Annotated in this window: 22 protein-coding genes; 13 read left to right on the forward strand and 9 right to left on the reverse strand. The window is 47.5% G+C overall.

The features are described 5' to 3' along the window. Positions 1–18 precede the first annotated feature (18 nt). Positions 19–930, forward strand: a complete 912-nt coding sequence (locus L1N97_RS15385) for a surface lipoprotein assembly modifier (protein WP_236130402.1) — start codon at positions 19–21, stop codon at positions 928–930. Here L1N97_RS15385 and L1N97_RS15390 read toward each other — a convergent pair. Then, positions 910–2,298 (reverse strand): S8 family serine peptidase, encoded by a 1,389-nt coding sequence (locus tag L1N97_RS15390; protein WP_236130403.1) that lies wholly within the window; start codon positions 2,296–2,298, stop codon positions 910–912. The two genes, L1N97_RS15385 and L1N97_RS15390, sit on opposite strands and share 21 nt — an antisense overlap. A gap of 126 nt (positions 2,299–2,424) precedes the next feature. Here L1N97_RS15390 and L1N97_RS15395 point away from each other — a divergent pair, with 126 nt between their 5' ends. The 3 genes from L1N97_RS15395 to L1N97_RS15405 are packed head-to-tail and all read left to right on the forward strand — an operon-like array spanning position 2,425 to position 4,148. Further along, on the forward strand, positions 2,425–2,913 hold the full coding sequence (locus L1N97_RS15395) for an RNA polymerase sigma factor (RefSeq protein WP_229586065.1): 489 nt from the start codon (positions 2,425–2,427) through the stop codon (positions 2,911–2,913). Next, positions 2,910–3,635, forward strand: a complete 726-nt coding sequence (locus L1N97_RS15400) for an anti-sigma factor family protein (RefSeq protein WP_229586066.1) — start codon at positions 2,910–2,912, stop codon at positions 3,633–3,635. The genes L1N97_RS15395 and L1N97_RS15400 overlap by 4 nt, the downstream gene beginning before the upstream one ends. A gap of 21 nt (positions 3,636–3,656) precedes the next feature. Continuing rightward, positions 3,657–4,148 carry a CC0125/CC1285 family lipoprotein gene (locus L1N97_RS15405; protein ID WP_236130404.1) on the forward strand — a complete coding sequence of 164 codons (492 nt, stop codon included), beginning with the start codon at positions 3,657–3,659 and terminating at the stop codon, positions 4,146–4,148. 105 nt (positions 4,149–4,253) lie between these two features. Here the strand turns inward: L1N97_RS15405 and L1N97_RS15410 are convergent, their stop codons facing one another. Next, positions 4,254–5,504 (reverse strand): serine hydrolase domain-containing protein, encoded by a 1,251-nt coding sequence (locus tag L1N97_RS15410; protein WP_236130405.1) that lies wholly within the window; start codon positions 5,502–5,504, stop codon positions 4,254–4,256. A gap of 47 nt (positions 5,505–5,551) precedes the next feature. Between L1N97_RS15410 and L1N97_RS15415 the strand changes: the two genes are divergently transcribed. After that, entirely contained in the window at positions 5,552–7,645 is a 2,094-nt protein-coding gene (locus L1N97_RS15415; RefSeq protein ID WP_236130406.1) for a choice-of-anchor I family protein, read from the forward strand. Positions 7,646–7,807: 162 nt separating this feature from the next. Here L1N97_RS15415 and L1N97_RS15420 read toward each other — a convergent pair whose 3' ends face one another. Then, positions 7,808–8,131, reverse strand: a complete 324-nt coding sequence (locus L1N97_RS15420) for a YajD family HNH nuclease (protein ID WP_226751378.1) — start codon at positions 8,129–8,131, stop codon at positions 7,808–7,810. A 360-nt stretch (positions 8,132–8,491) separates the two neighbouring features. On the opposite strand from L1N97_RS15420, the gene L1N97_RS15425 reads away from it, so the two are divergent. Then, a complete protein-coding gene (locus L1N97_RS15425) occupies positions 8,492–8,956 on the forward strand; it encodes a hypothetical protein (protein ID WP_236130407.1) in 465 nt (154 codons plus the stop codon). Positions 8,957–9,120: 164 nt separating this feature from the next. Here L1N97_RS15425 and L1N97_RS15430 read toward each other — a convergent pair whose 3' ends face one another. Continuing rightward, complete coding sequence (locus L1N97_RS15430; RefSeq protein ID WP_236130408.1) at positions 9,121–11,661, reverse strand: TonB-dependent receptor; 2,541 nt, start codon at positions 11,659–11,661, stop codon at positions 9,121–9,123. Positions 11,662–12,123: 462 nt separating this feature from the next. Here L1N97_RS15430 and acuR point away from each other — a divergent pair, with 462 nt between their 5' ends. Together acuR and acuI are read left to right on the forward strand one after the other, a co-directional pair. After that, the gene (gene acuR, locus L1N97_RS15435; RefSeq protein ID WP_236130409.1) at positions 12,124–12,750 is read left to right on the forward strand and encodes an acrylate utilization transcriptional regulator AcuR; all 627 of its coding nucleotides are present in this window, start codon (positions 12,124–12,126) and stop codon (positions 12,748–12,750) included. Between the two features lie 35 nt (positions 12,751–12,785). Then, positions 12,786–13,769, forward strand: a complete 984-nt coding sequence (acuI, locus tag L1N97_RS15440) for an acrylyl-CoA reductase (NADPH) (RefSeq protein ID WP_229586073.1) — start codon at positions 12,786–12,788, stop codon at positions 13,767–13,769. Between the two features lie 71 nt (positions 13,770–13,840). Here acuI and L1N97_RS15445 read toward each other — a convergent pair whose 3' ends face one another. The 3 genes from L1N97_RS15445 to L1N97_RS15455 form a co-directional block, all read right to left on the reverse strand. Then, the gene (locus tag L1N97_RS15445; RefSeq protein ID WP_236130410.1) at positions 13,841–15,043 is read right to left on the reverse strand and encodes a GGDEF domain-containing protein; all 1,203 of its coding nucleotides are present in this window, start codon (positions 15,041–15,043) and stop codon (positions 13,841–13,843) included. Positions 15,044–15,364: 321 nt separating this feature from the next. After that, positions 15,365–16,420, reverse strand: coding sequence for an alkene reductase (locus L1N97_RS15450; protein WP_236130411.1), 1,056 nt, complete (start codon positions 16,418–16,420; stop codon positions 15,365–15,367). A 29-nt stretch (positions 16,421–16,449) separates the two neighbouring features. Then, positions 16,450–16,779 (reverse strand): ArsR/SmtB family transcription factor, encoded by a 330-nt coding sequence (locus tag L1N97_RS15455; protein WP_229586083.1) that lies wholly within the window; start codon positions 16,777–16,779, stop codon positions 16,450–16,452. A gap of 292 nt (positions 16,780–17,071) precedes the next feature. Between L1N97_RS15455 and L1N97_RS15460 the strand changes: the two genes are divergently transcribed. Then, positions 17,072–17,266, forward strand: coding sequence for a hypothetical protein (locus L1N97_RS15460; protein ID WP_229586084.1), 195 nt, complete (start codon positions 17,072–17,074; stop codon positions 17,264–17,266). Positions 17,267–17,374: 108 nt separating this feature from the next. Next, positions 17,375–17,743, forward strand: coding sequence for a PH domain-containing protein (locus L1N97_RS15465; RefSeq protein WP_229586085.1), 369 nt, complete (start codon positions 17,375–17,377; stop codon positions 17,741–17,743). A 294-nt stretch (positions 17,744–18,037) separates the two neighbouring features. Here the strand turns inward: L1N97_RS15465 and L1N97_RS15470 are convergent, their stop codons facing one another. Next, positions 18,038–18,775: a PEP-CTERM sorting domain-containing protein gene (locus tag L1N97_RS15470; protein ID WP_236130412.1), complete on the reverse strand. Its 738-nt coding sequence runs from the start codon at positions 18,773–18,775 to the stop codon at positions 18,038–18,040. Between the two features lie 226 nt (positions 18,776–19,001). Continuing rightward, positions 19,002–20,036 (reverse strand): S-methyl-5-thioribose-1-phosphate isomerase, encoded by a 1,035-nt coding sequence (gene mtnA, locus L1N97_RS15475; RefSeq protein ID WP_236130413.1) that lies wholly within the window; start codon positions 20,034–20,036, stop codon positions 19,002–19,004. Between the two features lie 88 nt (positions 20,037–20,124). Between mtnA and mtnK the strand changes: the two genes are divergently transcribed. The 3 genes from mtnK (at position 20,125) to L1N97_RS15490 (ending at position 23,340) form a co-directional block, all read left to right on the forward strand. Beyond that, positions 20,125–21,318, forward strand: coding sequence for an S-methyl-5-thioribose kinase (gene mtnK / locus L1N97_RS15480; protein ID WP_236130414.1), 1,194 nt, complete (start codon positions 20,125–20,127; stop codon positions 21,316–21,318). A 412-nt stretch (positions 21,319–21,730) separates the two neighbouring features. Further along, a complete protein-coding gene (locus L1N97_RS15485) occupies positions 21,731–22,411 on the forward strand; it encodes an ABC transporter ATP-binding protein (protein ID WP_229586088.1) in 681 nt (226 codons plus the stop codon). Next, positions 22,399–23,340 carry a multidrug transporter gene (locus L1N97_RS15490; RefSeq protein WP_226751396.1) on the forward strand — a complete coding sequence of 314 codons (942 nt, stop codon included), beginning with the start codon at positions 22,399–22,401 and terminating at the stop codon, positions 23,338–23,340. The genes L1N97_RS15485 and L1N97_RS15490 overlap by 13 nt, the downstream gene beginning before the upstream one ends. Position 23,341 lies beyond the last annotated feature (1 nt).

The following is a 23,341-nucleotide window of genomic DNA, read 5'->3' on the forward strand; positions in this document are numbered from 1 at the left end:
TCTTGTAGGAGAATTACCATGTTATTCGTCACTCGTCTGGCTGTAACAACAGCTGCTGTAAGTTTGTTTTCGAGCGCACCCAGTTTTAGTGCCGACAACTGGGATATCTCAGGCAAGGCAAGCGCAGGGTTAGAGCAACAATCTAACGTTAATATTAGCCAACTGGAGCAAGCCTCTGGCCGTTCTGATGTGGCCACTTTACTTGCGGCAGATCTGAACGCGACTTGGCAAGTTAATCCAAAGTGGACACTGAGTAGTGGCTATTCTGTGCAAGATAAAAACTACCGCGAAGCGGACGATTTCAATACTAGGCTGCATTTAGCCAATATTGATGCCGGTTATCAACATGGCAACACCACCTACGGTACCAATTACTACTACGCCATGGCAGAGTTAGCTGGCGAACGTTTTTTAACGTTAAATCAAGGTAGTGTGTATGCCATGCATAGCGCATCTGACAGCTGGTTTGTGCGCCCTGCTATTACTGCGACCGAAAAAACCTTTGCTAACATTGGCGCCCGAGATGCCAACAACCTTAGTATCAGTACCGATAGCTTCTGGTTTTTTGCCGAAGGGCAACACTTTGTCAGTTTAGGCTTGGTGTATGAAGATGAAGACACCCAAGATAACAGCTTTAGTTACCGTGCACCTGGGCTGCGCCTTAAAGTGTCCGGTCGTTTTGATTTTTGGCATCTGAAGCAACAACTGCAACTCGGTATGAAAATCTCCAAGCGTGATTACCAAAAGCTCGACACTGATACCGCGCCACGCCAAGATACGCACAGCCAACTAGAAGCCAAGTGGCAGCTGAATGTCACGCCAGTGTTTAGTGTGGTCACCGCTGTAGAGCACGGTGATTTTAGCTCAACGCTTGAAAGCGCAGATTATCGTGAAACCCGCAGCTCAGTGTCATTGCAAGTCAGCTTTTAATGGCGCGCTAATCACACCATAACCAAATTGCTTATCCTGTCCAGGCTCGCCTAAATCGCGGGCCTGTAGTCGTAAATGCTGCCGAATTTGTGTAGCAGACCAATGCGGATATTGCGCCCGCAAACAACCAACCGCCGCGCTGACCACCGGCGTTGCCATAGACGTGCCACTTTGCGGCGACACTTCGCCGCTAACCGCTAAGGTATTAACCTTCACGCCGTGCGCGGCAAATTCCACATAATCGCCTTGATTAGCCCAGCGATACAGCTGTAACTGCGCATCCACTGCGGTGACAGCTAACACCTCTTCATAAGCTGCAGGATACAAAGGCGCGGCAGCAGGCCCGCCATTGCCTGCTGCCGCAACTAAAATAATATCTCGCTTGGCTAATTGCCGAATTGTCGCTGCTAACACCGGGTTGGCCGGACCGGTTAGACTCATATTAACCACAGTCACATTTTGACTGACGAGCCAATTTAACGCACTTAAAATATGCGCTAAGGTAGCCGATTGTTGAAATTCATTGCTCGGATAAAAAGCACTGGCGCTATATAAATGTAAGTTGGCTAACAAAGGGGTGATTTGTGGATGTTTTGCCGCTAACACTCCCGCTACTGCAGTGCCGTGACCATAACTACGTGAAATGTCTTCCGGTAAAAAATGTTGCTGGCTAATTTGCAAACGCTCGGTTTCGGGAGTCAGCGCCGGAAGCGCCTCGGCAATGGCGGTGTCGATCATGCCAAGTGTGACCGGTAACTGGCACATATGAGTTTGCAGCGACGTAACAGCGGCGGTGGTGGTGGTGGTGCTCGCTTGTTGCGGCTGATATAAATGGTTACGACCGGCCAGCTTAGTTAAGGTTTGCTGAAACTCACGGTCTAAAGCCGCAGCCGAATCCAGCTCCTCTGGCACTTTTAAGGTAATCATTAATAGCCCAATGGCGGCTAAGTCTTGTTGTTGCTGTGTGTACTCGCGCAGCCTTGGCCAACGTTGCTGTAACTGTTGCCACTCAGTGTCCGATACTAATAACAACCATTCCCGCTCTACAGCCCGAAAGCCTTGTTCAACCCTAACCTCTGTCCAGCGCACTTGGCCCTGTACATTAACGATTGGCAATACCTCGGGCAACGCCGTTAACGGATCGGCTAAGTTAGCTTTTAATGCCAACGCCTCCGCTAACCGCTGTTGCTCAAGCAACTGCTGTTGCTGCAATAACTTTTGCTGCGCCAGACTTTGCGTGGTGCGTTCCAGCCGCTCGGTCACTTGCGGTAGTAATAACCCCGTCCCTGGCTGCTCTGGTAGTAACTGACTGTGTGCGGCGCTGCTTAAACACAGCAACACACTGCTATACAATATGGCTAATCGCATCTTTACCCCGATCATTAATACGTTTATTTACTTATAAAACGTCTGGTAGCAAAAAATATTCCCCGTATGCTGGAATAAAACGCTAGGCCCAACCGTTATCAAGGTAAATAGGAGATAAACCTTACCATGAAAGCCGAATTAACCTTACTTTTGCCGGCATTACGCCGCTTTGCCTACTCGCTAACCGGTAGTATGGCAGACGCCGATGACTTGGTACAAAACACCGTATTACGCTTGTTAAACGCGCCAGCACCAGAGGGTGTCGTCTTAGCACAATGGGCATTTAAAATTTGTCGCAATGTTTGGATAGACGAATATCGCGCGCAAAAAGTTCGGCAAAATGCCGTACATAATCCCGACTTGCAAGCTGAAAACAGCAGTGATGGCGAACAGGACCTGATCAATGACTTGCACTTAAAGGAAGTTGACCGCGCAATGAATACATTACCCGATGACCAACGCGAAGTGTTGTCATTAGTTGCCGTACAAGGCATGAGTTATGCCGAAGCCGCCGAAGTATTAGCGGTGCCCACCGGCACCATTATGAGCCGTTTGGCACGCGCACGCAGCGCCATGGTCGCCGCCTTTAAACCGCTAACTGGGAGCCCCGCATGAAGATTACTGATGAACAATTATCCGCATTTTTAGATGCGGCGCTGCCCGAGGCCGAGATGCAACAGGTGCGCGAACAATTAGCACTGAACGATGACCTGGTCGCCCGCTTGGCCGATCTGGCGATGGTTGACCCTATATTACAACAGCACTACAGCGAAATTGAACAGCGCCCTGTGCCAGCGGCCTTATTAGCGCTGTTAGCCGAAAACGACGCGCCAACCGCAGCCAATGATAGCAAGCCTAATAATGTTGTTAGCATGTCACGTTGGCGGCGAGTGGAACAGCACTGGCAACGTTATGCTGCTGCCGTTGCCTGTGTTGCTTTATTTGGTGGTTATGGCTTGTCGCAACTCAATCATCCAACCAGCAGCACTATGCTCGCAATCCAGCCAGCGGTGCAGCAACATTTAAGCCAATCACCCAGCGGGCAACGCTATCAAATTGCCAACGAACAGTTGACGCCACAACTAAGCTTTGTCAATAAAAATGGTGATTTTTGTCGGCAGTACAGCGTGGAGAGTGCCACCGCCCGCACCGAAAATATTGCCTGTCAGCAACAAGGAGAGTGGCAATTAAAAGCCAGCCTCGCATTTAGCCAAGTGAGCAACAATAACGGCTATCAAACGGCCAGTGGCCCCAGTGCTTTAGACAGCGTGTTAGATGAATTAATGGCAGGCCCTGCCCTTACTTTAGCAGAAGAACAGCTGCGGCTGCAGCACTAATTAACATCAAGGAGTACCACCATGAACAAGACTATTAGCATAATCTTATTAGCCTTAACGTTAACCGCCTGTAGCAGTGCGCCAGCTTATCGGGCTGCCTCAGGCAGTGGCTACGGCTATGCCGAACAACAAATCAGTGATAACTACTACCGCGTGACCTTCAAAGCGCGCGGCGATGATAAAGAGGCCGCCAAAGCCTACGCTTTGCGCCGAGCGGCCGAATTAACGGCACAACAAGGCTATGACTGGTTTGTGTTAGTCGACAAAGAAACGTTGAAAGAACGTGAAACTGCAGCGAACAACCAACTTGGCGTAACCTACCAGCGCGATATCGAACAAAAGTGTACGTTATTCGGTTGCCGTACCCGCACGGTTAATCGACCCAGTTATGAAGCCGGTGTTGGCGTTGGCGTGAGCAGCAGCCGCGAGCATGTTGAAGTGGCTTTAGAAGTGCGCATGGGTAAAGGTGTTTCACCAGAAAACCAGCAAGTTTACCCCGCGAAAACGCTTTAACTACCAGGCTTAATCGCAAGCGGCTTAAACAATACAGCGCGACAAGCAAGCCGCAATTACTGCCCACGTAAGGTTAGCGCAACGTGGGCAGTTAAATAGGCGGTTTTATTTTTTTGGTAACGCCGCCAACACTTTAGCAATCAACTGGTTCAACTCATCGCCATTACCAATCCAGCGTGCAACCAGCAGTACATCATGCTCTTGATCGAGGTAAATCACGTTACGTCCAGCGCCCTGAAAGGTTACTGCACTTTCTGGTGCAGCCGGTAACGCTTGCCGGCCGGGGTTGAGAAACCAATTAGCATAACCATAATCGGCTTTGGCACTGCCGCCCGTTCTGGCAGCACGAATGAAGTCTTGGCTAATTAATTGCTGGCCTTGCCAATTGCCGTCACGTAAAAATAAATAACCAAAACGCGCTAAATCCCAAGCATTGATAAACATACCGCCGCCCCAGTGCCCCCCACCAGAAACACTTTGGATTTTCTGGCCATCCAGTTCAATCCAGCTGTTGTCGTAACCGTGCCAACGCCATGTGCTGCTGGCACCAATTGGCTGCATAATCCGTTCGTTTAACACCACCGGCAGCGGTTTACGCCAAACATAGGTGGTGGCCAGCGCCAGCACATTAATGCGCACATCATTGTATTTGTAACGGCTACCCGGCGTATAAAGTGGCCGATTAGGCCAGTCTTTTGCTTCGCCTTCCGGGCGATCGGCCCAATCCGGTTTACCCCATAAGGTTCCCTGCCAATCACTGGTTTGCCGCAGCAAATGATCCCAGCGAATTTGCTGATTGTGCTCACTGGCAAAGAGCTCACTCGCTGAAGGTAAATAAGGGCCAACTAAATCCTGCATATTGTGGATCAAGCCCTGCTGCAACGCCAAACCGGTTACCGTGGTTAAAAAGGTTTTACTGATACTGTGTGTCATATCGACACTTTGCGTATCGCCCCAAGTCGCAATCACTTTACCTTGATAAATCACCATGCCATTGGCCGCGGCTCTTACCGACATTGGGCCAATAATCTGATCATAGGGTTCGCGTGCGCCAAAGGTGGTTGCTTGCACTAGGGCTTGATCTTTGGCGGCGGGATTTTCGCTGGCAATCGCATAATCAACCGCTTGTTGCAGTTTACTGGCGTTAACGCCCAAGCTTTGTGGGCTAACCTGCTGCCAAGTACCGGCAGGGGGATAGTAAGTTTCAGCGCTAATCGCAACGCTGCTAAATAACATTAAGGCACTGATCAACGTTAACTTCATAGCGGGCTCATCTAAAATCGGTTTTAAAGCCCATGCTAACAGTAATGGCGCCACTGTCACAACTTGGTCATGTAAACAACACCCCGCTGTCATCTTTACTGCTTAAAGTGCTTTCATTTGCACATACTCTGGAGATGATAATGCGCTTTAACAAAACTCGACTGGCTCGGTTAATCTGTTTTTCTAGCATGGCGCTAATAATGGCCGGCTGTTCTGGTGACGATGGTGAAAATGGCAGCGATGGCGCTACCGGTTTAGCCGGTTCGGATGGCGCCGCTGGCTTCAACACCTTGATCCGCACAACTCACATTGGCTTAGATCGTGAATGTGATGTCGGAGGGGTAAAACTGGAAACAGGCTTAGACAGCAATCGTAATGAACAGCTCGACGATAGCGAAGTCTCGCAAACATCTTTACTCTGTAATGCCGCGGCAGCAGAAAGCACGCCTAACCGCATAAAGCTGGCATTTGCTGGTCGTTATGAAAGCAATGCATTTGGGCAGAGCGCGGCTGAAATAGTCACATTTGATCCTGCAACACAACGCAGCTTTGTCGTTAACGCTCAACTAGGTGAGCTGGATGTGTTAGCCATGGACAATCCAATCGCCCCAATTAAAATAGGGACCATTTCTGTGGCAGATATCGCTGCGGATGCACAAGTTAACAGCGTAGCAATATACAAAGGACTTATTGCAGTAGCCATTGCAGCTGCAAATAAAACAGATAACGGCTTTGTCGCCTTTTATCGCGCTGAAGATCTGAGCAAACTGGCGCAGGTACAAGTAGGTGCGCTACCTGATATGCTCACCTTTACCCCAAATGGCCAGTTTTTATTAGTCGCTAATGAAGGTGAGCCCAGTGACGATTATCAAGTTGATCCTGAAGGATCAATCAGCATAATTAGTGTCAGTGATCTGAATAATATCACTCAAACACAAGTGCGCACGGCCGGGTTTAACGCCTTCAACACAGCAAAAGCCGAACTCTTAACCGCCGGTGTTCGGGTGTATGGCCCCAATGCTAGCGTGGCTCAAGATCTGGAACCTGAATATCTTGCCGTTGCACCAGACAGTAAAACCGCATGGGCGGTCTTACAAGAAAATAATGCCGTCGCGGTGATAGATATTGAGAGCGCCAGTATCAGCGCTATTTTGCCTTTAGGCTTTAAAGATCATGGTGCCAGTGGTCAAGGCCTTGACCTCAGTGATACCGAAGACAGTATTAATATTGCGCAATGGCCCGGTATCACCGGTATGTACCAACCTGATGCGATGGCCGCTTATCAAGTGGGCAATACCACTTATCTCATCACGGCCAACGAGGGGGATGCCCGAGCTTGGGGCGAAAACAACGCCGCTTATTTTGGTACCGCCGGCAACACCCCTTGTAATGGCGATACCAACAAGGGGTTTATCGAAGAGTTCCGCGTTAAACATTTAGTGCATCGTAATGGTTTTGATCGCCGCTGTGGCGATGACTTACCCGCCCATTTACGTGAGTTAGCAGCCGGCGCCTTACTTAACCCCAGCGTTTTCGCTTACTGTGGCGCAGCGCTGGGCGAACCCGGCAACTGTCGCGAAGATGATCTGTTAGGCCGCGTAAACGTGAGTTGGACCATGGGTTACCAAACTCATGCTGATGGCTCACCATTGCTTTACAAAGCCGATGGCACTTTACCTGCGTTGGGTGAAACAGGCGACAGATTGATGTATGACAAACTCTATACCTACGGGGCGCGCTCCTTTGCCATCTGGGATACCACAGATATGTCATTAAAATATGATTCTGGCGACTTTTTAGAACAACTGCTAGCCAGTGACGATTGTAGGCTGGGTAGTAACCGCGACATACCTTGCAAAGACTGGTTTAACAGCAACCATGAAGAAGGTGATGCCTTTGACAATCGCAGCGATAATAAAGGACCCGAGCCAGAAGGCTTAGCTGTCGGCAAGATTGGTAATAAGCATTATGCTTTTATAGGCTTAGAGCGGATGGGCGGTATAGTGGTATTTGATATCAGTAATCCTGCTGAGCCGATTTTTCAAGATTACTTCAATAGCCGTGATTTTTGGGATGAAGCTGATCCGTCACTCAATTTAAGCAACAGCGGCGACTTGGGCCCTGAAGGTTTATTTTTTGTACCCGCAAAACATTCACCTAGCGGCCAACCCATGCTGCTTGTTGGCAATGAAGTCAGTGGCACCACTAGCGTATATCATATCCAGTTACAGTAAACATTACGCTTGACGTTATCGCCTAACACCTGCTGCGAAACCACGCAGGTGTTAGGCCTTAGCACAGCGCCTAAACTACCATTTGCCAATAACGTAACTGAGCAGTAACAGGTTTGCCGCTACGGCCAGCCAAAACCAGGCCAGAAAACAGGGTAACCGTCCTTATTTAGGTTTATTCAGCAGGGCTTTTAAGTCAGCAAAGGGATTATGCGTTGCCGCTGCGACCTTTTGCTCGGTGGTGCCGCCATACAACACATATTCGTGGAATTTATTATGTTCATTGTCGTGGCAATAAATACACAACAGCTCCCAATTGCTGCCATCTGCAGGGTTATTGCTGTGATTATGATCAATATGATGCACCGTTAATTCTCGCAGGTTTGAGTGCACAAATTCACGGGCACAACGGCCACAAACCCAGGGATACATTTTTAACGCTTTATCGCGATAACCTTGCTCTTGTTGCTGATAGGCACTTTTGCTCATGACTGTCCTAGTATTTTTGGGGTGGCATGGCAGATAACCGCCACTGCGAAGCAAACCATTTCGATGAAGGGTTATCTTACCAGCCTGCTTGATTGATGCAATTCATCAGCGCAGCGTCACCGTAAAAAATGCAGCTCATTGCAACGGCTTGCTCTTTTGCGCAACAGCATAGAGTGTTTTTAGCAAACCGGTGTACACCCTTCCCTTAAATAAATTCAGTCAAAAGCCAAAACAATCAGGGCACATGTCGTTTTTCTTGCACATTGTTTGCAAGTTTCGTTGTTAGCCTAAGTTTGTGCTCACTCGGTTAGCACGTCCAAATTTTAGATGAACCCGCTTTTCTAACACAGGAGCAAGGCAATGATTGGATCGATTAACTCTAGTGCTGGTATGCCACCACCGCCAAGAAATGATAAGCCGCTTACCGCAGAGCAAAGTACACTGATTACCGATACCCTAGCAGAATATGATCTCGATAACTTGTCAGATGAAGATGCTTCGGCGATTGTCAGTATCTTTAACGAAGCGGGCATTCAACCGGGTAAAGCGCTACAAGCGGCGTTAGCTGCCGAGGGCATTGATGCTAAAGCCTTAGGCGATCAAGTTAAAAAAACCAAAGATGCTGCGGCGAATTCAGCTCAGTTAACACAAGATACGCAGCAACTGAGTGAAATAACCGCCTACCTCACCGAGTTGTTAGAATCAAAATATGCTGAGAAAGGCGCTGAAAATCTGACAGATGATGATAAAACCTCGATTTACGCGCAGGTATTAGAAAAATTTGGCTTAACCCAGCGCGAAAGCATTATTAAAACGACTGCTTAAAGCCGTTTTAAACCTAGGAAAGTTGTCGTCAACTGTTGGCTAATCAGCATGCGATACCAATAAGTCACTGTCGTTAGCTTATGCAGTGAAAGTTTAAACATATCAGCTGATAAAAAAGCCGCTTAAATTAAGATTTAAGCGGCTTTTTAGTAGAGTGTTAATCTTTAAAATCGATATTTCACCGAGCCATACACATATTGCCCTCTTAAGCCGTGTGTTTCAGCCACATAGCCGTAACCTCGCGCAGTAAATGGCGGATCGGTATCGAACAGATTGTTCACACCAACCGTAAAGACGGTTTTGTCGTTGAAATTATAACGACCTTGCAAATCAAGCAATGTTTGCGAGTCAACCATAGTCGCTTCAACGCTTTCCATCACAGACAAAGCTTGGAAGCTTTCAAACTCACCGATATATTGCACCGTCGCTGTAAGACCAAAATCACCGAAAGTCCAATCGGCTGTTGCACGGCCACGATGTTGTGGATAGTTTAACTCTCCCGCATATTGCAAGTTATCTTTCTTGAACGAGTCTATGTAAGACCAATCTAAACCCAGTTTAACTAACCCCATGTCTTCTAAGTTAATTTTGTAACCAGCGGTTAAGTCGATACCGCTTGCTTCTTGCGAGCTCAAATTGACATAGATGTTGTAGATTTTATCTAACTGGCCAAGCGTTTCCCCTGGTAACGGGTCAAAGCGCTGGCAAATAACACTGGCCTGGTTATTACATTCCAGTGCATAAATGTTCTCAACTGGGTTTTGATCAATTTTGTTGTCTTGTTTAATACTCCAAACATCTGCGGTAACATCAAAAGCATCATTGATTTGCCATACCACACCGACGTTCCACGTGGTCGATTCTTCTGGCTGAAGTACACCATCAGAAGTGTAAATAACAGAACGCTCACGCTCACCTTCACAGACATTATCTGAAGTACAACGATAATAATCGTCAACTAACGGTGAATCTTGTGAAGGGCCTAAACCAATTTGTGCTAGAGATGGCGCACGGAAACCTTTACCCCAAGAACCTCTTACCGAGAAATTATCCAGTGGCCGCCACGATACCGAGATCTGTGGATTAGTGGTTGAACCAAAATCACTATAATCATCTGCACGACCGGCTAAGGTCACGTCAAAGGTGTCTGTTAACGGTATCAAAAACTCGATGTAAGCGGCAGTAATATCACGGGCGGCTTGTGCGGAGATCGCTTCAGTACCAAAAATTAAACCACGCTCAAACTGCTCATCCGGCTTATCAGAAACATCTTCTTCTCGATATTCGGCACCTGCGGCCATTTGTACTGTAATATCACCAATTGTAAAGGCTTCACCAGCGATATTGGCACTAAATGAGGTCATATGTGACTCACCTTGGCGTACCAAGCTAGTAGAAATTGCCGCCACGACATCGGGATCATTAATGGTGCCACCAAAGGGGTTATAACGGCCCGCATTAATTTCATTTTGCAAGTAATCTACGCGGATCCAGCCATCACCAATACCGCCGCTTTGCAGCGATTTACTGCGACCTTTTTGCGCGGAAATATCATAATCCCAATCACTTATCGTGCCTCTCACGCCAGAAACTAAACGTAAAGTATCCGATTCGATATTCCATACTCGTGAACCGGCATCGACGGTGCGGAAGTTGTTAATAATGATGTCTGAACCATAAGGATTATTCGGGTGATCAGCACCGACTGTTAAGCCCGCTGTGCGGCCTAATGGCGTAGCTGCACCAAATGCCATTGAAGTATTGTGTTGCGCTGATAATTCAATGTAGCCTTCAGCATAATCGCTAAACTTTTGGCTGCCTTGAAACATAAAACCAATACGTTCTGCCGTTGGTAACACGGCTCCGCTTGGACCAAAATCATAACGACAGACATTATTCACAATACTTGACGCTGGGCAGGCAGTATCAGGAGTTAAAACACCATTAACAATAAAGGTGCCAGGAAAACCCGAAGATGAACGACCATCAATACCATTTTCAGGTTGATAGACTGTGCCATAAATACCCACCTCGTTGCGCATTAAGCCCGTGTTCTTGAAATAATCTAAGATCACCGTTGCGTTACTGTCGTCATCACCGGTGCCCCACAGCAAGCTAAAATTGGTTTCTTCATAGCTAGGGCCGGTAGTACCACCATGACCGATAGTCACTTCAGTGCCTTCAAAGTTTTTCCGCAGAATGACGTTAACGACACCAGCCACTGCATCAGAACCATATACCGCAGAAGCACCATCTTTCAGAATTTCAATGCGCTCGATAGCGGCAACTGGGATGTTATTGATATCCACAAAAGAATTCACAATACCTTCAGCAAAAGCACTGCTGGCAACACGACGACCATTAATCAACACAAGCGTTGCATCAGGACCAAAACCTCGCAAACTGATGGCAGCGCCACCGTTAGCAGTAGAATCTTGGTTATTTCCGCGGGTAGAAAAGGTGCCATTACCAGCAGCAGGTAGCGTTTCAAGCAACTGTTGTAAGTTGGCAAATCCTGAACGGTCGATATCTTCTCGGCCAATCACTTGCACCGGTGCAGCGCCTTCTAAGTCATTGCGCTTAATATTCGAACCCGTAACTTGGATCCGTTCAACCGTGCTTTCTTGTTCTTGCGCAACGGCAGCAGCATGGCCTAAAACCATACTCACGGCAACGGCAGTTAAAGAGTACTTTCTGATGTTCATGCTTTCCCCTAGAAAGGTTGATTAGTTATCATTTTTTTAGTCAGCTACTTAGGTTCACATGCACTGAATCACTTATCCAAAATCGCAGCCAAAGACAGCAACCGTTAACAAACTAACGTGGGCTTGCTGCACTGCTTTAGGGCGAAAATGCCTACTTTTGGTGATTCGCACGCCAATAACGCTCTAATTGCTTCACCTAAGCAGACAATAGTATGCATGGCAATATCTGTGCCGAATCAATCACTAAGGCAACACCTTTACATTGGGTAGGAATTTTACGACATACGCTGCATCTTGCTTACATTAAGCAATGCGCTTGTATTCTCTTTCGGGCCTTTGCATTGTTATCTTTTGCTTTGGGGTAAACCGCAACGCTTTTAAAAGCGCAATAATGAACAGGCTTGCCAAAATCATTATTCAGATCTATATTAGACCAAGCAGTCTAATTAATTAAAGTGAGCTATGGATAACCAAAAGCGCCAACGCGGCCGACCGAAGAAAAACCAAGATGCCGATCCGAATACCAAGGCCGTGCTGCTGCGCGCAGGCTTAGTATGGTTGACCTCGTCAGGATTTAACCAAAGCAGTTTGGATACTATATTAAGCTCGGTGCAGGTCCCCAAAGGTTCGTTTTATCATTACTTTGAAAACAAAGAAGCTTATGGGTTAGAAGTATTAGCTCACTATCGCCAGTACTTTGAAGCGAAATTAAGCAAACATCTTAACGACACCCGTTATCCTCCTCTGCAACGGCTTAGCCATTTTATGAGCGATGCCAGTAACGGTATGGCCAAGTATCAATTTAGTCGAGGCTGCCTGATCGGTAATTTAGAACTGGAATTACCGCAATTACCCGACACCTTTCGCCACGCCATTGTGGCGACCTATAGCAGCTGGCAAGCATTGGTCGCGAATTGCTTAAAACAAGCACAAGCCCAAGCTGAGATCACGGCAGATAAAGACCCAGCAGCTTTAGCAGAAGTATTTTGGATCGGTTGGGAAGGTGCGGTCGCGCGAGCGCGCTTGCTCCAATCCGCACAACCGCTACAACAATTTGGTCAGTTCTTTTTGAAACAACTTTCCCATTAATTTTAATTACACCCCACTGTAAAACGGAGAATCGTATGTTTAAGGCAATTTTAATTAATAAAGATGACCAAGGTTATCGCGCCGAGTTAACGACCGTAGACGAGCAACAACTGCCTGCCGGTGATGTCACCGTAAAAGTGTTAACCAGTACCCTCAATTATAAAGACGGCTTGGCCATTACCGGCAAAGCGCCTGTTGTGCGCGCATTCCCCATGGTGCCAGGCATCGATTTGGTTGGCGAAGTCTTGCAATCTGATTCTAGCCGTTTTCAAGTCGGTGATAAGGTGCTGCTCAACGGCTTTGGGGTGGGCGAAGGTCATTGGGGTGGCTTAGCTGAAAAAGCCCGTTTAAAAAGTGACTGGCTGATCCCGCTTCCTAAAGGCATCAGCCCAGCGCAAGCGATGGGTGTAGGTACGGCAGGCTATACCGCGATGCTTTGTGTGCTCGCGCTGCAAAAACATGGTGTTACCCCTGAGCAAGGTGAAATTTTAGTGACGGGTGCCAATGGCGGTGTCGGTAGTTATGCCGTGCGCTTACTCAGCAAGCTGGGTTTTAACGTGGTAGCGGCCACCGGTCGGCCTGAAGAAAGTGACTATCTGAAAAAACTCGGTGCAACCGACATTTTACCCCGTGAACAATTAAGTGCGCCGGGCAAACCGCTGCAAAAAGAACGTTGGGCGGGTGTTGTCGATTGCGTCGGTAGCCATACCCTCGCCAACGCCTGTGCTAGCACCCGTTATGGCGGTGCCGTTGCCGCTTGCGGCTTGGCACAAGGCATGGATTTCCCCTCTTCCGTGGCGCCCTTTATCCTGCGCGGTGTCGTGTTATACGGCATTGATAGCGTAATGCGCCCATTAGCAGATCGCATTGAAGCCTGGCAACGGTTAAGTGAATTGTTAACCGCTGAAGATTTTGACACGATAAGTCATGTCATTTCGCTAGAGCAAGTGGTCAGCACCGCTAACGACTTGCTACAAGGTAAGGTACGCGGCCGAGTTATTGTGAAAGTCGCTGAGTAATGCTTTGAGTTAGGTCGATAAACTGCCCGCTTTTACGGGCAGTTTTATTACGTCGTATTAAGACAGGGGGCTTAATTTGCAAACGCCACTTTATTACGCCCGGCTTTTTTCGCTTTATAAAGCGCTTCATCGGCGCGTTTTAGTAATTGCTCGGTACTTTCACCGCTATTGCGCAAGGCGCAACCTAAACTGATGGTGACATGCACGGTTTTGTTTGCTGCGGCACTGCCGCGTTGTTGCTTGCCATCTTTACTGTCTGTTGGCCGCTGTTGCTGACGGATCACCAATGGATACTCTGCCACGGCTTCACGCACTTGCTCTAGCTTTTCAGCCAGCTTTTGTTGATTGTTATGATGAAACACCAAGGTAAATTCTTCGCCGCCATAACGATAAGCCGTTAAACCCGACTGATTAGCCAAAATCGAGCCAAGCAACTTAAGCACCTGATCGCCAACATCATGGCCATACGTATCATTAAACTTTTTAAAGTGATCAACGTCTAGCATGGTCACCGCGCTGCGTTTACCCAAGCGACTTAAGTGGTTCAGCAGCGCTCGCCGCTGGGGTAATTGGGTCAGCTCATCAATATAAGCTAAGTGCAGCATCTGACTAGTTAAGCTTAGCAGCAAACTTAAACCTGCCGCCAGAGTGACCCAACCGGCGGCTTGCTCAAACAAGATAAAGGGATAACACAGCATCACCGCTAACCACGCAGCAAACTGCCCCCAACGCTGGCCATTAGCACTATGATAACTGAGCATACTTAACCAACCAGTCGCCACTAAGGCCATCCACCAAAGGGTGCCCCAATTAATAGCAACGCTGTCAGAAACCGGCTTTAAAAACGTTTCCGGCAGGGATAACTGCGTCACAATGTCAGCAAGCGGTAATACCAACATGGCGGGCGGTGCAAACAGTATGACGAGCAGCAGGAACACGCCTGATAAAGTGCTAGGTTGTGGTTTAGGTTTTAATTGCAGTAACAGAAATAACAGGGTGATCAGCAATGGCAGTAGCATCGCTATTGCTGCAAGTTGCTCACTGGCCAGCGCCATTTCAACCACATAATAATGACTAGCTAACAACACGGCACTGTACAACCAATGCCATTGCCGCATTAGCACCGCCAGCCCAGCGGTTAACAGCAACATCGCATACACCAACACAGGAAATAGCTGGCTGATCGCGGCAGCCTGTGGCGCAAACTGCCAGTGCACCAGTAACAGCGTAAAAAGGGGTGATAACAAAAATAACGGCATCAACAGTAAACCCATAACAGGGTGCGAAGCGCACAGCAAAAACTCTTCGGTGCCTTAAATAAGGCCATTGGTTGGGTGAGCCATATACACCCGCTACCCTGCCTGATTTATACAGATTGTCATAAAAAGCCGCAAGCTTTCCGAAGCATGCTGGCAGCATTTTGGCTTTCAATAAGATTTAGCAAGGTTTAAAGCCGTTATTTGCACTCATTGAGTAACACATGCGCTTAACACGCTCGCTGCAATAGCGATAACCCCAGCGTAGCTGAAAACAATAAAAAAGAGCAGTGCCCTTGCGGCAACTGCTCTTAACTTACACCATAACGTGAGGGCTAATTACTGAGGTAGAATCGGATAATCGGTGTAACCCTCAACACCACCGCCATAAAACAAATCAGGCTTGGCCTCATTCAGAGGTGCATCTTGCTGCATCCGCGCCACCAGATCCGGGTTGGCAATATAAGGCACACCAAAGGCCACCGCATCGGCAATACCCTCAGCCAATGCTTTATTTGCAGCCGCCTTATCAAACTTCTCATTGCTAATATAGACACCGCCAAAGAGCTGTTTCAGCTTGGGTCCTAAGCTATCCGCAGCTTGCGCTTCGCGACTACAGATAAAGGCAATACCACGCTTACTTAATTCGCTGGCAACATAACCAAAGGTATCCGCTCGCTGCGAATCGCCCATGTCATGCGCATCTGCGCGCGGTGCTAAATGCATACCCACACGCCCTGCGCCCCACACTTCAATCACGGCATCGGTCACTTCTAACATCAATCGGGCACGGTTCTCTATGCTGCCACCGTAATTGTCGGTACGCTTGTTAGTGCTGTCTTGTAAAAACTGATCCAATAAGTAACCGTTAGCGCCATGGATCTCCACACCGTCAAAGCCTGCTAATTTCGCGTTTTCAGCACCTTGCCGGTAAGCTGCTACAATGTCAGCCAATTCTGCGGTTTCTAGCGCGCGCGGCGTAACATAGTCTTTTTTCGGGCGCATTAAGCTAACATGCCCTTTGGCAGGAATAGCGCTTGGCGCTACCGGCAGTTCGCCATCTAGGTAATGCGGATCGGAAATACGGCCCACATGCCATAATTGCAGCATAATTTTGCCACCAGCCTGGTGTACCGCCGCAGTGATTTTGCGCCAACCGGCCACTTGCTCTGCTGACCAAATACCAGGCGTATCAGGGTAGCCCACGCCCATTGGCATCACCGACGTGGCCTCGGTTAAAATTAAACCCGCGCTGGCGCGCTGTGTGTAATATTCCACCATTAAATCATTGGGTACTCGCCCGGCACTGGCACGACAGCGGGTTAACGGTGCCATAATAATGCGGTTTTTTAGCTGTAAATCGCCCACTTGAATAGGATCAAATAAGGTTGGCATAGTGTTGTCCTGTGCGTTGAAAAGAGAAATTAAAGCTCGGCGCTAAGTTGCAACATAAATTGCTGCATCAGCGCCTCGTTACGTTTGAAAAAATGCCATTGCCCAACTTTCTGGCTGGAGATAATCCCGGCACGCTGCAGCGTGGCCAGATGCGCCGATACCGTACTTTGCGACAAGCCAGTTTGTCGCTCAATTTTGCCAGCACACACCCCTAAACTCAGTGGATGTTCTTGATCAGCAAAATACTGCTCTGGGGTCTTTAACCATATCACCATATCGCGGCGTACCGGATGTGCCAGCGCTTTGATAATGTCGTCCAATTGCTTGGCCGTTAGCGGTGTTGTTGAGGTTGTCGTCATCAGGCATAGGTTTATTTATATATCGCGATAAGCCGATATATGTAGATGGCAGCAAGCGATTTCAAGGGGGCAAACACAAAATGATGCCAAGGTGGCAGCACGAACCGGCTTAACGCTTTTTCAATAGCCACCAGCACGATTTAAAGCAAATAAATAAAACCGCACTGAACATATGATGATGCTAAACCCTGTCATCCGTTTTCAGCGGTCGCATTTTACTCTATGCTGCATTTATACCGACAAATTAGCTTACTGATTAAAATGGGAGTAGCGTCATAGTATGGAAGTAAAAGTGTTCACTAAAATCTTAAAACCCAAACCCGGGTTTTGGCCTGGCTCGGCAACACCGGTTATTTCTGGATTAGAAGCAGAAATTAACCTGTGGCTGGCCACACATCCGGATATTGAGATTACCCATATCACGCAATCGCAAAGTGGTGGCTCCTGGATGCCCGCGACGGTTGTCGTGAGCATTTGGTATAAATAGTGTTTAACCAGGCGGTGAAATAAACAAAGCCACATTAGCGTTATTACATTGTTTATTTTAGGCTGCCATTTTTGCTTGTTGACCAAACATCGCTAACAAGGATATTTCATGATCGATTTTAATAATAAAAGCGTCTTTAAACTGAAACAAAACAACGACTTTGCTGAAAAAGTCACGGCACTGTTATTAGACGATGAAACCGTGATCGATTCGTATAAATCGATGCGTGACGGCGTGGTATTCACCAATAAAAGAATCATTGCAGTAAACGTGCAAGGTATTACCGGCAGCAAAAAAGATTTTACCTCGCTACCCTACAAAAACATTGTGGCTTACTCAGTAGAAACGTCGGGCACTTTCGATCTCGATTCTGAGCTAGAAATTTATTTATCTTCAGTCGGTAAGGTAAGATTTGAGTTTACTGGTAGTACTGCCATTGTTGACATTTCAAAGCATATTTCGCTGAGCATTCTGTAAAAAAATACCGGTGTTGCCACTCTTAACTTTGGGCGGCTAACCGGCATTTTGGCGAGTTATCGTTATACGGGGTGGTAAATACTTGGCCGCTAACAGCATTAGCCAATGCAATCAACCCGTCCGCGCGCCATTAACATCGCAACCATATGTCGCAAAGTAGCTGATACGGAATGCCCAGTTGCTGACATTCCCAAGCCGTTAAACGACCGCATTGAAACAATTGCCGCGTTTCATCCAGCAACAGCGGAATGTTTTTATCTTAGTGCCCAGATACTTCTCTGGCACAAAAAAACATCATTGACGTGCTTTGGCTTTACGTACCAAACCTAAACCAAACAACCCCAATAACATCATGGCGTAGGTAGCCGGAGCCGGGACCGAAGCTGGGGGTTGATTGGCTGCAGTAACGTTAATAGACAAATCAGATGTCTGATTGAAAACCTGAACAAAATTCATTTGTGTATTTCCAGCTGAAGTGTAAGCACGGATAAATCCATTTTGAGGATTCGCACCTGCCGAAGTTAGAGAGTTGTATGAAAGTAAAAATCCACCATTAGAGCTTGTTAAAGAAGTATTTATAACTCCGCTAGTATTCTTTATACGAGTGCTTACATAATCGAACGCTGAACCGGCAGCTGTAACTCCAACTGGTAGGTTAAAAAGCAAACCTAAATTCAACCCATTGGTATTAGTAACATCACTTGCCTCTGCAACATTGGGCTGATAAGTAAAGGAAGATACTGTTGAAGGATTTGAACAATTAACTGTGCCAGTGTAATTGTTTGCACAAATTCTAGGCTGCGCTGCACCCAAAAAAGGACGAGGTAATGAAGCATAAGCAAGAGTAGTATCAGAAGTATCGTAGTAAAAAATAGTAAGATCAAAAATTTGACCTATGGATATTGCTGAATAGCCCAGAGAGTCTGATGTTGTAATTTTTAATTGATAGGTCTCAGAAATGATTCCAGCCTTAGCTGAAAAAACGCTAGCCGATAATAGCAATCCCGCTGCGGCCAAAAGGTATTTATTCATTTTTATTTTCCTGTGTCATTATTTTAATTGAGGTTTACTCTTTCTAATTTCATTTATACAAAAAACATGCCAATAAAATAAACCGTAAAAAATTAATGACTTGCATGAGCTCCACTCAAGGCGTGTAAAAAAACCTGACATCGCTAACAAAGAAATTACAACTCATCAAGATATTGCTGTTATCTCTAGCAGCCTTTGTATAGCCTTTCAGACAATCTGTTTTAGCTTAGGCTTTTTTAAACAGTGCAGTTAATACCCCCGCGGCAATATCTTGTTGGCTGTAAACCCCGGTATCTAACACCCAACCGGTCACTAAATTGGCAGGCGTGACATCAAAAGCGGGGTTAAACACCGGTGCTTCCTCGGGTGCCCACAACGTTTGACCAAAAGCGCCACTGACCCCGCGTACCTCATCGGCATTTCGTTGCTCAATAGGGATGACACTGCCATCGGCACAGGCTAAATCGACGGTGGTATGCGGTGCCACTACATAGAAGGGGACCTGATGATAGTGCGCTAATACCGACAAGCTGTAAGTACCCACTTTATTGGCAAAGTCACCATTGGCCGCGATACGATCTGACCCCACAAAAATGCGATCGACCTGCCCGCGCGCCATTAACATCGCGGCCATATTGTCGCAAATTAGCTGATACGGAATACCCAATTGCTGGCACTCCCACGCGGTTAAACGACCGCCTTGTAACAGTGGCCGCGTTTCATCTACCCACAGCCGAATATTTTTGCCTTGTTGATGCGCTAAATTAATCACACCTAGCGCCGTACCGACGCCTGCGGTAGCTAAACCACCGGTATTACAGTGGGTTAATAACTGTTCATTCGGTTGCACTAAGGCCGCACCGTGCTCTGCCATCAGTTGACACAGCGCCACATCTTCGGCAAATAATGCTTCGGCGCACGCGACCGTGGCACTGACAAAATCCGTCTGCTGAATAGCCTCAAGCATGCTATCTAAGTTATTCATTAAATTAACCGCCGTTGGCCGTGCGGCCCGTAATATTTCGGCGTCTTTTTGCAGTTGCGCTTGGCTATCGCCCTGAGTAGCACGATAGGCTAATAATAAACTGGCACCAATGCCGATAGCCGGTGCGCCGCGTAATTGTAAACGCTGGATCAACGTCACCATCTGCGTTACCGTTGTGCAATGCAGCCATTGCTGTTGATGGGGTAATAAGGTTTGATCTAAAACGTATAGCTCTCCCTGATGCGTTTTCAGACTAAGTGCAGACAAGTTTTTCATAGCTTATTCCTATTTGGCGTTGCAGACGTCTATAAGGTTTGCGATTATGCTGCCACGCGTTTTTCTTCTCAAGTAAATAGGTAACCCGATGACTGATTACCGCATTTTCAATAACGACGACGCCATGCGTTTTGCCGACAAGCACAGTGAACTCTTTGGCGATCACAGTAAGCTGTCTGCCGAAGAGTTTGGTGACGGCAATCTCAATTTAGTGTTTCGTGTGTCGAATGATAAAGGGACTTCGCTGATTGTAAAGCAAGCCCTGCCCTATGCTCGCTGTGTGGGCGAAAGTTGGCCTTTAAGCACCGACCGCGCCCGCATTGAAGCGGAAGTATTGCGCGTACATGCGCGTTTTTGCCCTGAGCATACCGTTGAAATCCGCCATTTTGATGCTGAGCTGTCGGCCATTCTGATGGAAGATTTAAAGCAATATACCATCTTGCGCACGGCACTGATTAAAGGCAAACAGTATGAGCATGTGGCAACGCAAATTGGCCATTACTTAGCGCACACCTTATTTTATACCAGTGATTTTGTGCTGACGGGGCCTGCAAAAAAAGCTGCCGTGGCGCAGTTTATTAACCCCGATCTTTGCCAAATTACCGAAGATTTATTTTTTACCGATCCCTACTGCAATCACGAGCGCAATAACATCCATGATTTGATTATCAGCACCGCACGCGAACTATGGCAAGACGAAGCGCTACAAGCGGAAGTCGCCGCACTAAAAGCCGACTTTTTATCTAAGCCACAAGCCTTGTTACACGGCGATTTGCACAGCGGCAGTATTTTTGTCAATGCTGAAAACTGCAAGGTGATCGACGCCGAATTTGGCTTTTATGGCCCTATCGGCTTTGATGTTGGCTCGTTACTGGCTAACTTTTGTTTGAACTATCTTGGTTGCGCTGGGTTACTGGCAGATACCGAGGCGGTCACTGAACACCAAACCTATGTGCGCCAACAATGCCTAACACTGTGGCAAGTATTCGCTGAACAATTTAGCCAGTTAATGAGCCAAGACAGCCAAGATCCGATGCTGCGTAACAGCTTGTATCAAAAACAATTTTTGCAGCAGGTTTTTGCTGATGCCATTGGCTATGCTGGCTGTGAGCTGATCCGGCGTACCGTAGGGTTAGCGCATGTGGCCGACTTAGATAAAGTCAGCAGTGAGCAACAACGCGCCAACATCGAAAAACAGGCTATCGAGCTTGGCCGCCGTTTTATTACTCAGCGCCGAAGCCTGAACAGTATTGAGCAAGTTTTAGACTTGTTACCTGTATAAGCCTAGGGCTTGTTGACGTTTGCTGTTTAGATTTTGTTCGTTTGGCGATGTTTTGCTCGCGAAACGAGGAGTGCAGTTTAGTTATTCTAAATAAACGACGAGTGACAAAGAGCAAAGCATCGCCAGACGAACCCTTCGGGCAGCGTGTGGCTGGCATTTCTACTACGTTATCGCTTGTTTATGTAGAATAACTACACGGCACAAGCTCTGCCTTGTATAAATACCAGCCATTCAGCTGCAAAAACAACCATCAAACATCAACAAGCCCTAAGACCCCTGCCCAAGCTACATTGAGTGCAGGGGTTATTAAAGCCAAATTTACATTTAGTTACACTATAGCTACCTACTAAACTGGTTCTTGCACTGCACCTTATGCCAAACTGCCATAATGATTTTGTTGTAAGGTTGCTCCATGATAAGCGCTCAAGCGTTAAGTAAAATTTTTGGTAGCGGTGATACTCAGGTTGCAGCGCTACGAGAGGTCAGTTTAACCATCGCCGAAAATGAATTTGTGGCCATTATGGGCAGTTCGGGTTCCGGCAAATCAACACTCATGAATATTCTGGGTTGTCTCGACACCCCGAGCAGTGGTCAATACCAGCTGGCCGGTGCTGATGTTAGTGCGCTGAATGATGAACAACTCTCGGCCATGCGCAATCAGCATATTGGTTTTATTTTCCAATCATTTCATTTGCTCCCCCGGCTAAGTGCCGCCGAAAACGTGGCGCTGCCCTTACGTTACACCGACACCCCCGCCATTGAAGCGCTACAACGTGCCGAAACATTGTTAGAACAAGTAGGGCTAGGCCATCGTATGCATCATAAGCCGGCAGAAATGTCAGGGGGCCAGCGTCAGCGTGTGGCCATTGCCCGCGCACTGATCAACAACCCCAAAGTGATTTTTGCCGATGAGCCTACCGGCAACCTAGACAGTAAAACCTCAATAGAAATCATGCAATTACTTACCAGCCTGCATCAGCAAGGCAATACCGTCGTGATGGTAACCCATGAAGATGACATTGCCGCCTATGCCCAGCGGGTCATTAGAATGCGTGACGGCCAAATACTTGAGGACAGCCAATGTTCGGTTTAAGTTTGATCCTGGCCACCACTCTGAGCCAGCAAGTACAAAGTGAATTACCGCTGCTGCTCACCGGCAGTTTAGTGTCGGAATATCGGCAAACCATTGTCGCACCAATGAGCGACACTTGGCGTATTCAAGTGCAATGGCTAAAACCGGAAGCAGAAGCGGTTAAAGCCGGCGACTTGGTGGCGGTTTTTGATGCCGGCTCCATTCAAGCCAATATTGAACGGCTCAAAAACCAATTAGTCAGCACTCAAGAGCAATTAAAACAACTCGAAAGCCAGCAAGCGTTAAAGGTGATGGAAGCAGAGTATGAATTGCAGCGCCGCGAATTATTATTAGAGAAAGCCAACATTGACGCAGCGGTGCCTAAAACCAACCTCAGTTTGTACGACTATGAAAATAACCAGCTATTACAGCAACGTGCTACTACCGAATTGCAAAAAGCCCGGGAAACCCTCGTTACTGCCAAGCAAGAACAACAAACCACGTTATTCAAACAGCAACTGCAAATTGATAAAACAGCGGCAGAGCTCGCTGAAGCAGAGTTAAACCTGACCAAAATGAGCGTGTACGCCGAACGGGACGGCGCCATCAGTTATGGCTTACATCCTTGGTATCGCACCAAATTATTTGGCGGTGTTACCGCACAGCCCGGATGGTCGATTGCCGAAGTGACCGAGTTAAATGGCCTTTATGTTGAAGCCTGGGTACATGAAGTAGATGTAGCGCGTTTGCAGCAAGCTAAACACATTAGTGCTCGTTTTGATATTTCCCCTGAGTTGCAATTCCCCGTAACACTGCAACAACTGGCTGGTCAAGGCGAAAAGCGTCAAGCCTGGGGCAATGCCTTGTATTATCGAGCGCAATTTAGCGCGAGCAACCTACCCATATCTCAGCCGTTGCTGGGCATGGGCTTGCTATTAGAGGTACGCTAAC

It is taken from the genome of Rheinheimera sp. UJ63, from assembly GCF_021568285.1.
GTDB classification, from domain to species: Bacteria; Pseudomonadota; Gammaproteobacteria; order Enterobacterales; family Alteromonadaceae; genus Alishewanella; species Alishewanella maricola.

Bases quoted from the DNA above. Each gene is read 5' to 3' on its own strand.
- L1N97_RS15385 (WP_236130402.1), top strand. From the start codon at position 19: ATGTTATTCGTCACTCGTCTGGCTGTAACAACAGCTGCTGTAAGTTTG.
- L1N97_RS15390 (WP_236130403.1), bottom strand. From the start codon at position 2,298: ATGCGATTAGCCATATTGTATAGCAGTGTGTTGCTGTGTTTAAGCAGC.
- L1N97_RS15395 (WP_229586065.1), top strand. From the start codon at position 2,425: ATGAAAGCCGAATTAACCTTACTTTTGCCGGCATTACGCCGCTTTGCC.
- L1N97_RS15400 (WP_229586066.1), top strand. From the start codon at position 2,910: ATGAAGATTACTGATGAACAATTATCCGCATTTTTAGATGCGGCGCTG.
- L1N97_RS15405 (WP_236130404.1), top strand. From the start codon at position 3,657: ATGAACAAGACTATTAGCATAATCTTATTAGCCTTAACGTTAACCGCC.
- L1N97_RS15410 (WP_236130405.1), bottom strand. From the start codon at position 5,504: ATGACAGCGGGGTGTTGTTTACATGACCAAGTTGTGACAGTGGCGCCA.
- L1N97_RS15415 (WP_236130406.1), top strand. From the start codon at position 5,552: ATGCGCTTTAACAAAACTCGACTGGCTCGGTTAATCTGTTTTTCTAGC.
- L1N97_RS15420 (WP_226751378.1), bottom strand. From the start codon at position 8,131: ATGAGCAAAAGTGCCTATCAGCAACAAGAGCAAGGTTATCGCGATAAA.
- L1N97_RS15425 (WP_236130407.1), top strand. From the start codon at position 8,492: ATGATTGGATCGATTAACTCTAGTGCTGGTATGCCACCACCGCCAAGA.
- L1N97_RS15430 (WP_236130408.1), bottom strand. From the start codon at position 11,661: ATGAACATCAGAAAGTACTCTTTAACTGCCGTTGCCGTGAGTATGGTT.
- acuR (WP_236130409.1), top strand. From the start codon at position 12,124: ATGGATAACCAAAAGCGCCAACGCGGCCGACCGAAGAAAAACCAAGAT.
- acuI (WP_229586073.1), top strand. From the start codon at position 12,786: ATGTTTAAGGCAATTTTAATTAATAAAGATGACCAAGGTTATCGCGCC.
- L1N97_RS15445 (WP_236130410.1), bottom strand. From the start codon at position 15,043: ATGGGTTTACTGTTGATGCCGTTATTTTTGTTATCACCCCTTTTTACG.
- L1N97_RS15450 (WP_236130411.1), bottom strand. From the start codon at position 16,420: ATGCCAACCTTATTTGATCCTATTCAAGTGGGCGATTTACAGCTAAAA.
- L1N97_RS15455 (WP_229586083.1), bottom strand. From the start codon at position 16,779: ATGACGACAACCTCAACAACACCGCTAACGGCCAAGCAATTGGACGAC.
- L1N97_RS15465 (WP_229586085.1), top strand. From the start codon at position 17,375: ATGATCGATTTTAATAATAAAAGCGTCTTTAAACTGAAACAAAACAAC.
- L1N97_RS15470 (WP_236130412.1), bottom strand. From the start codon at position 18,775: ATGAATAAATACCTTTTGGCCGCAGCGGGATTGCTATTATCGGCTAGC.
- mtnA (WP_236130413.1), bottom strand. From the start codon at position 20,036: ATGAAAAACTTGTCTGCACTTAGTCTGAAAACGCATCAGGGAGAGCTA.
- mtnK (WP_236130414.1), top strand. From the start codon at position 20,125: ATGACTGATTACCGCATTTTCAATAACGACGACGCCATGCGTTTTGCC.
- L1N97_RS15485 (WP_229586088.1), top strand. From the start codon at position 21,731: ATGATAAGCGCTCAAGCGTTAAGTAAAATTTTTGGTAGCGGTGATACT.
- L1N97_RS15490 (WP_226751396.1), top strand. From the start codon at position 22,399: ATGTTCGGTTTAAGTTTGATCCTGGCCACCACTCTGAGCCAGCAAGTA.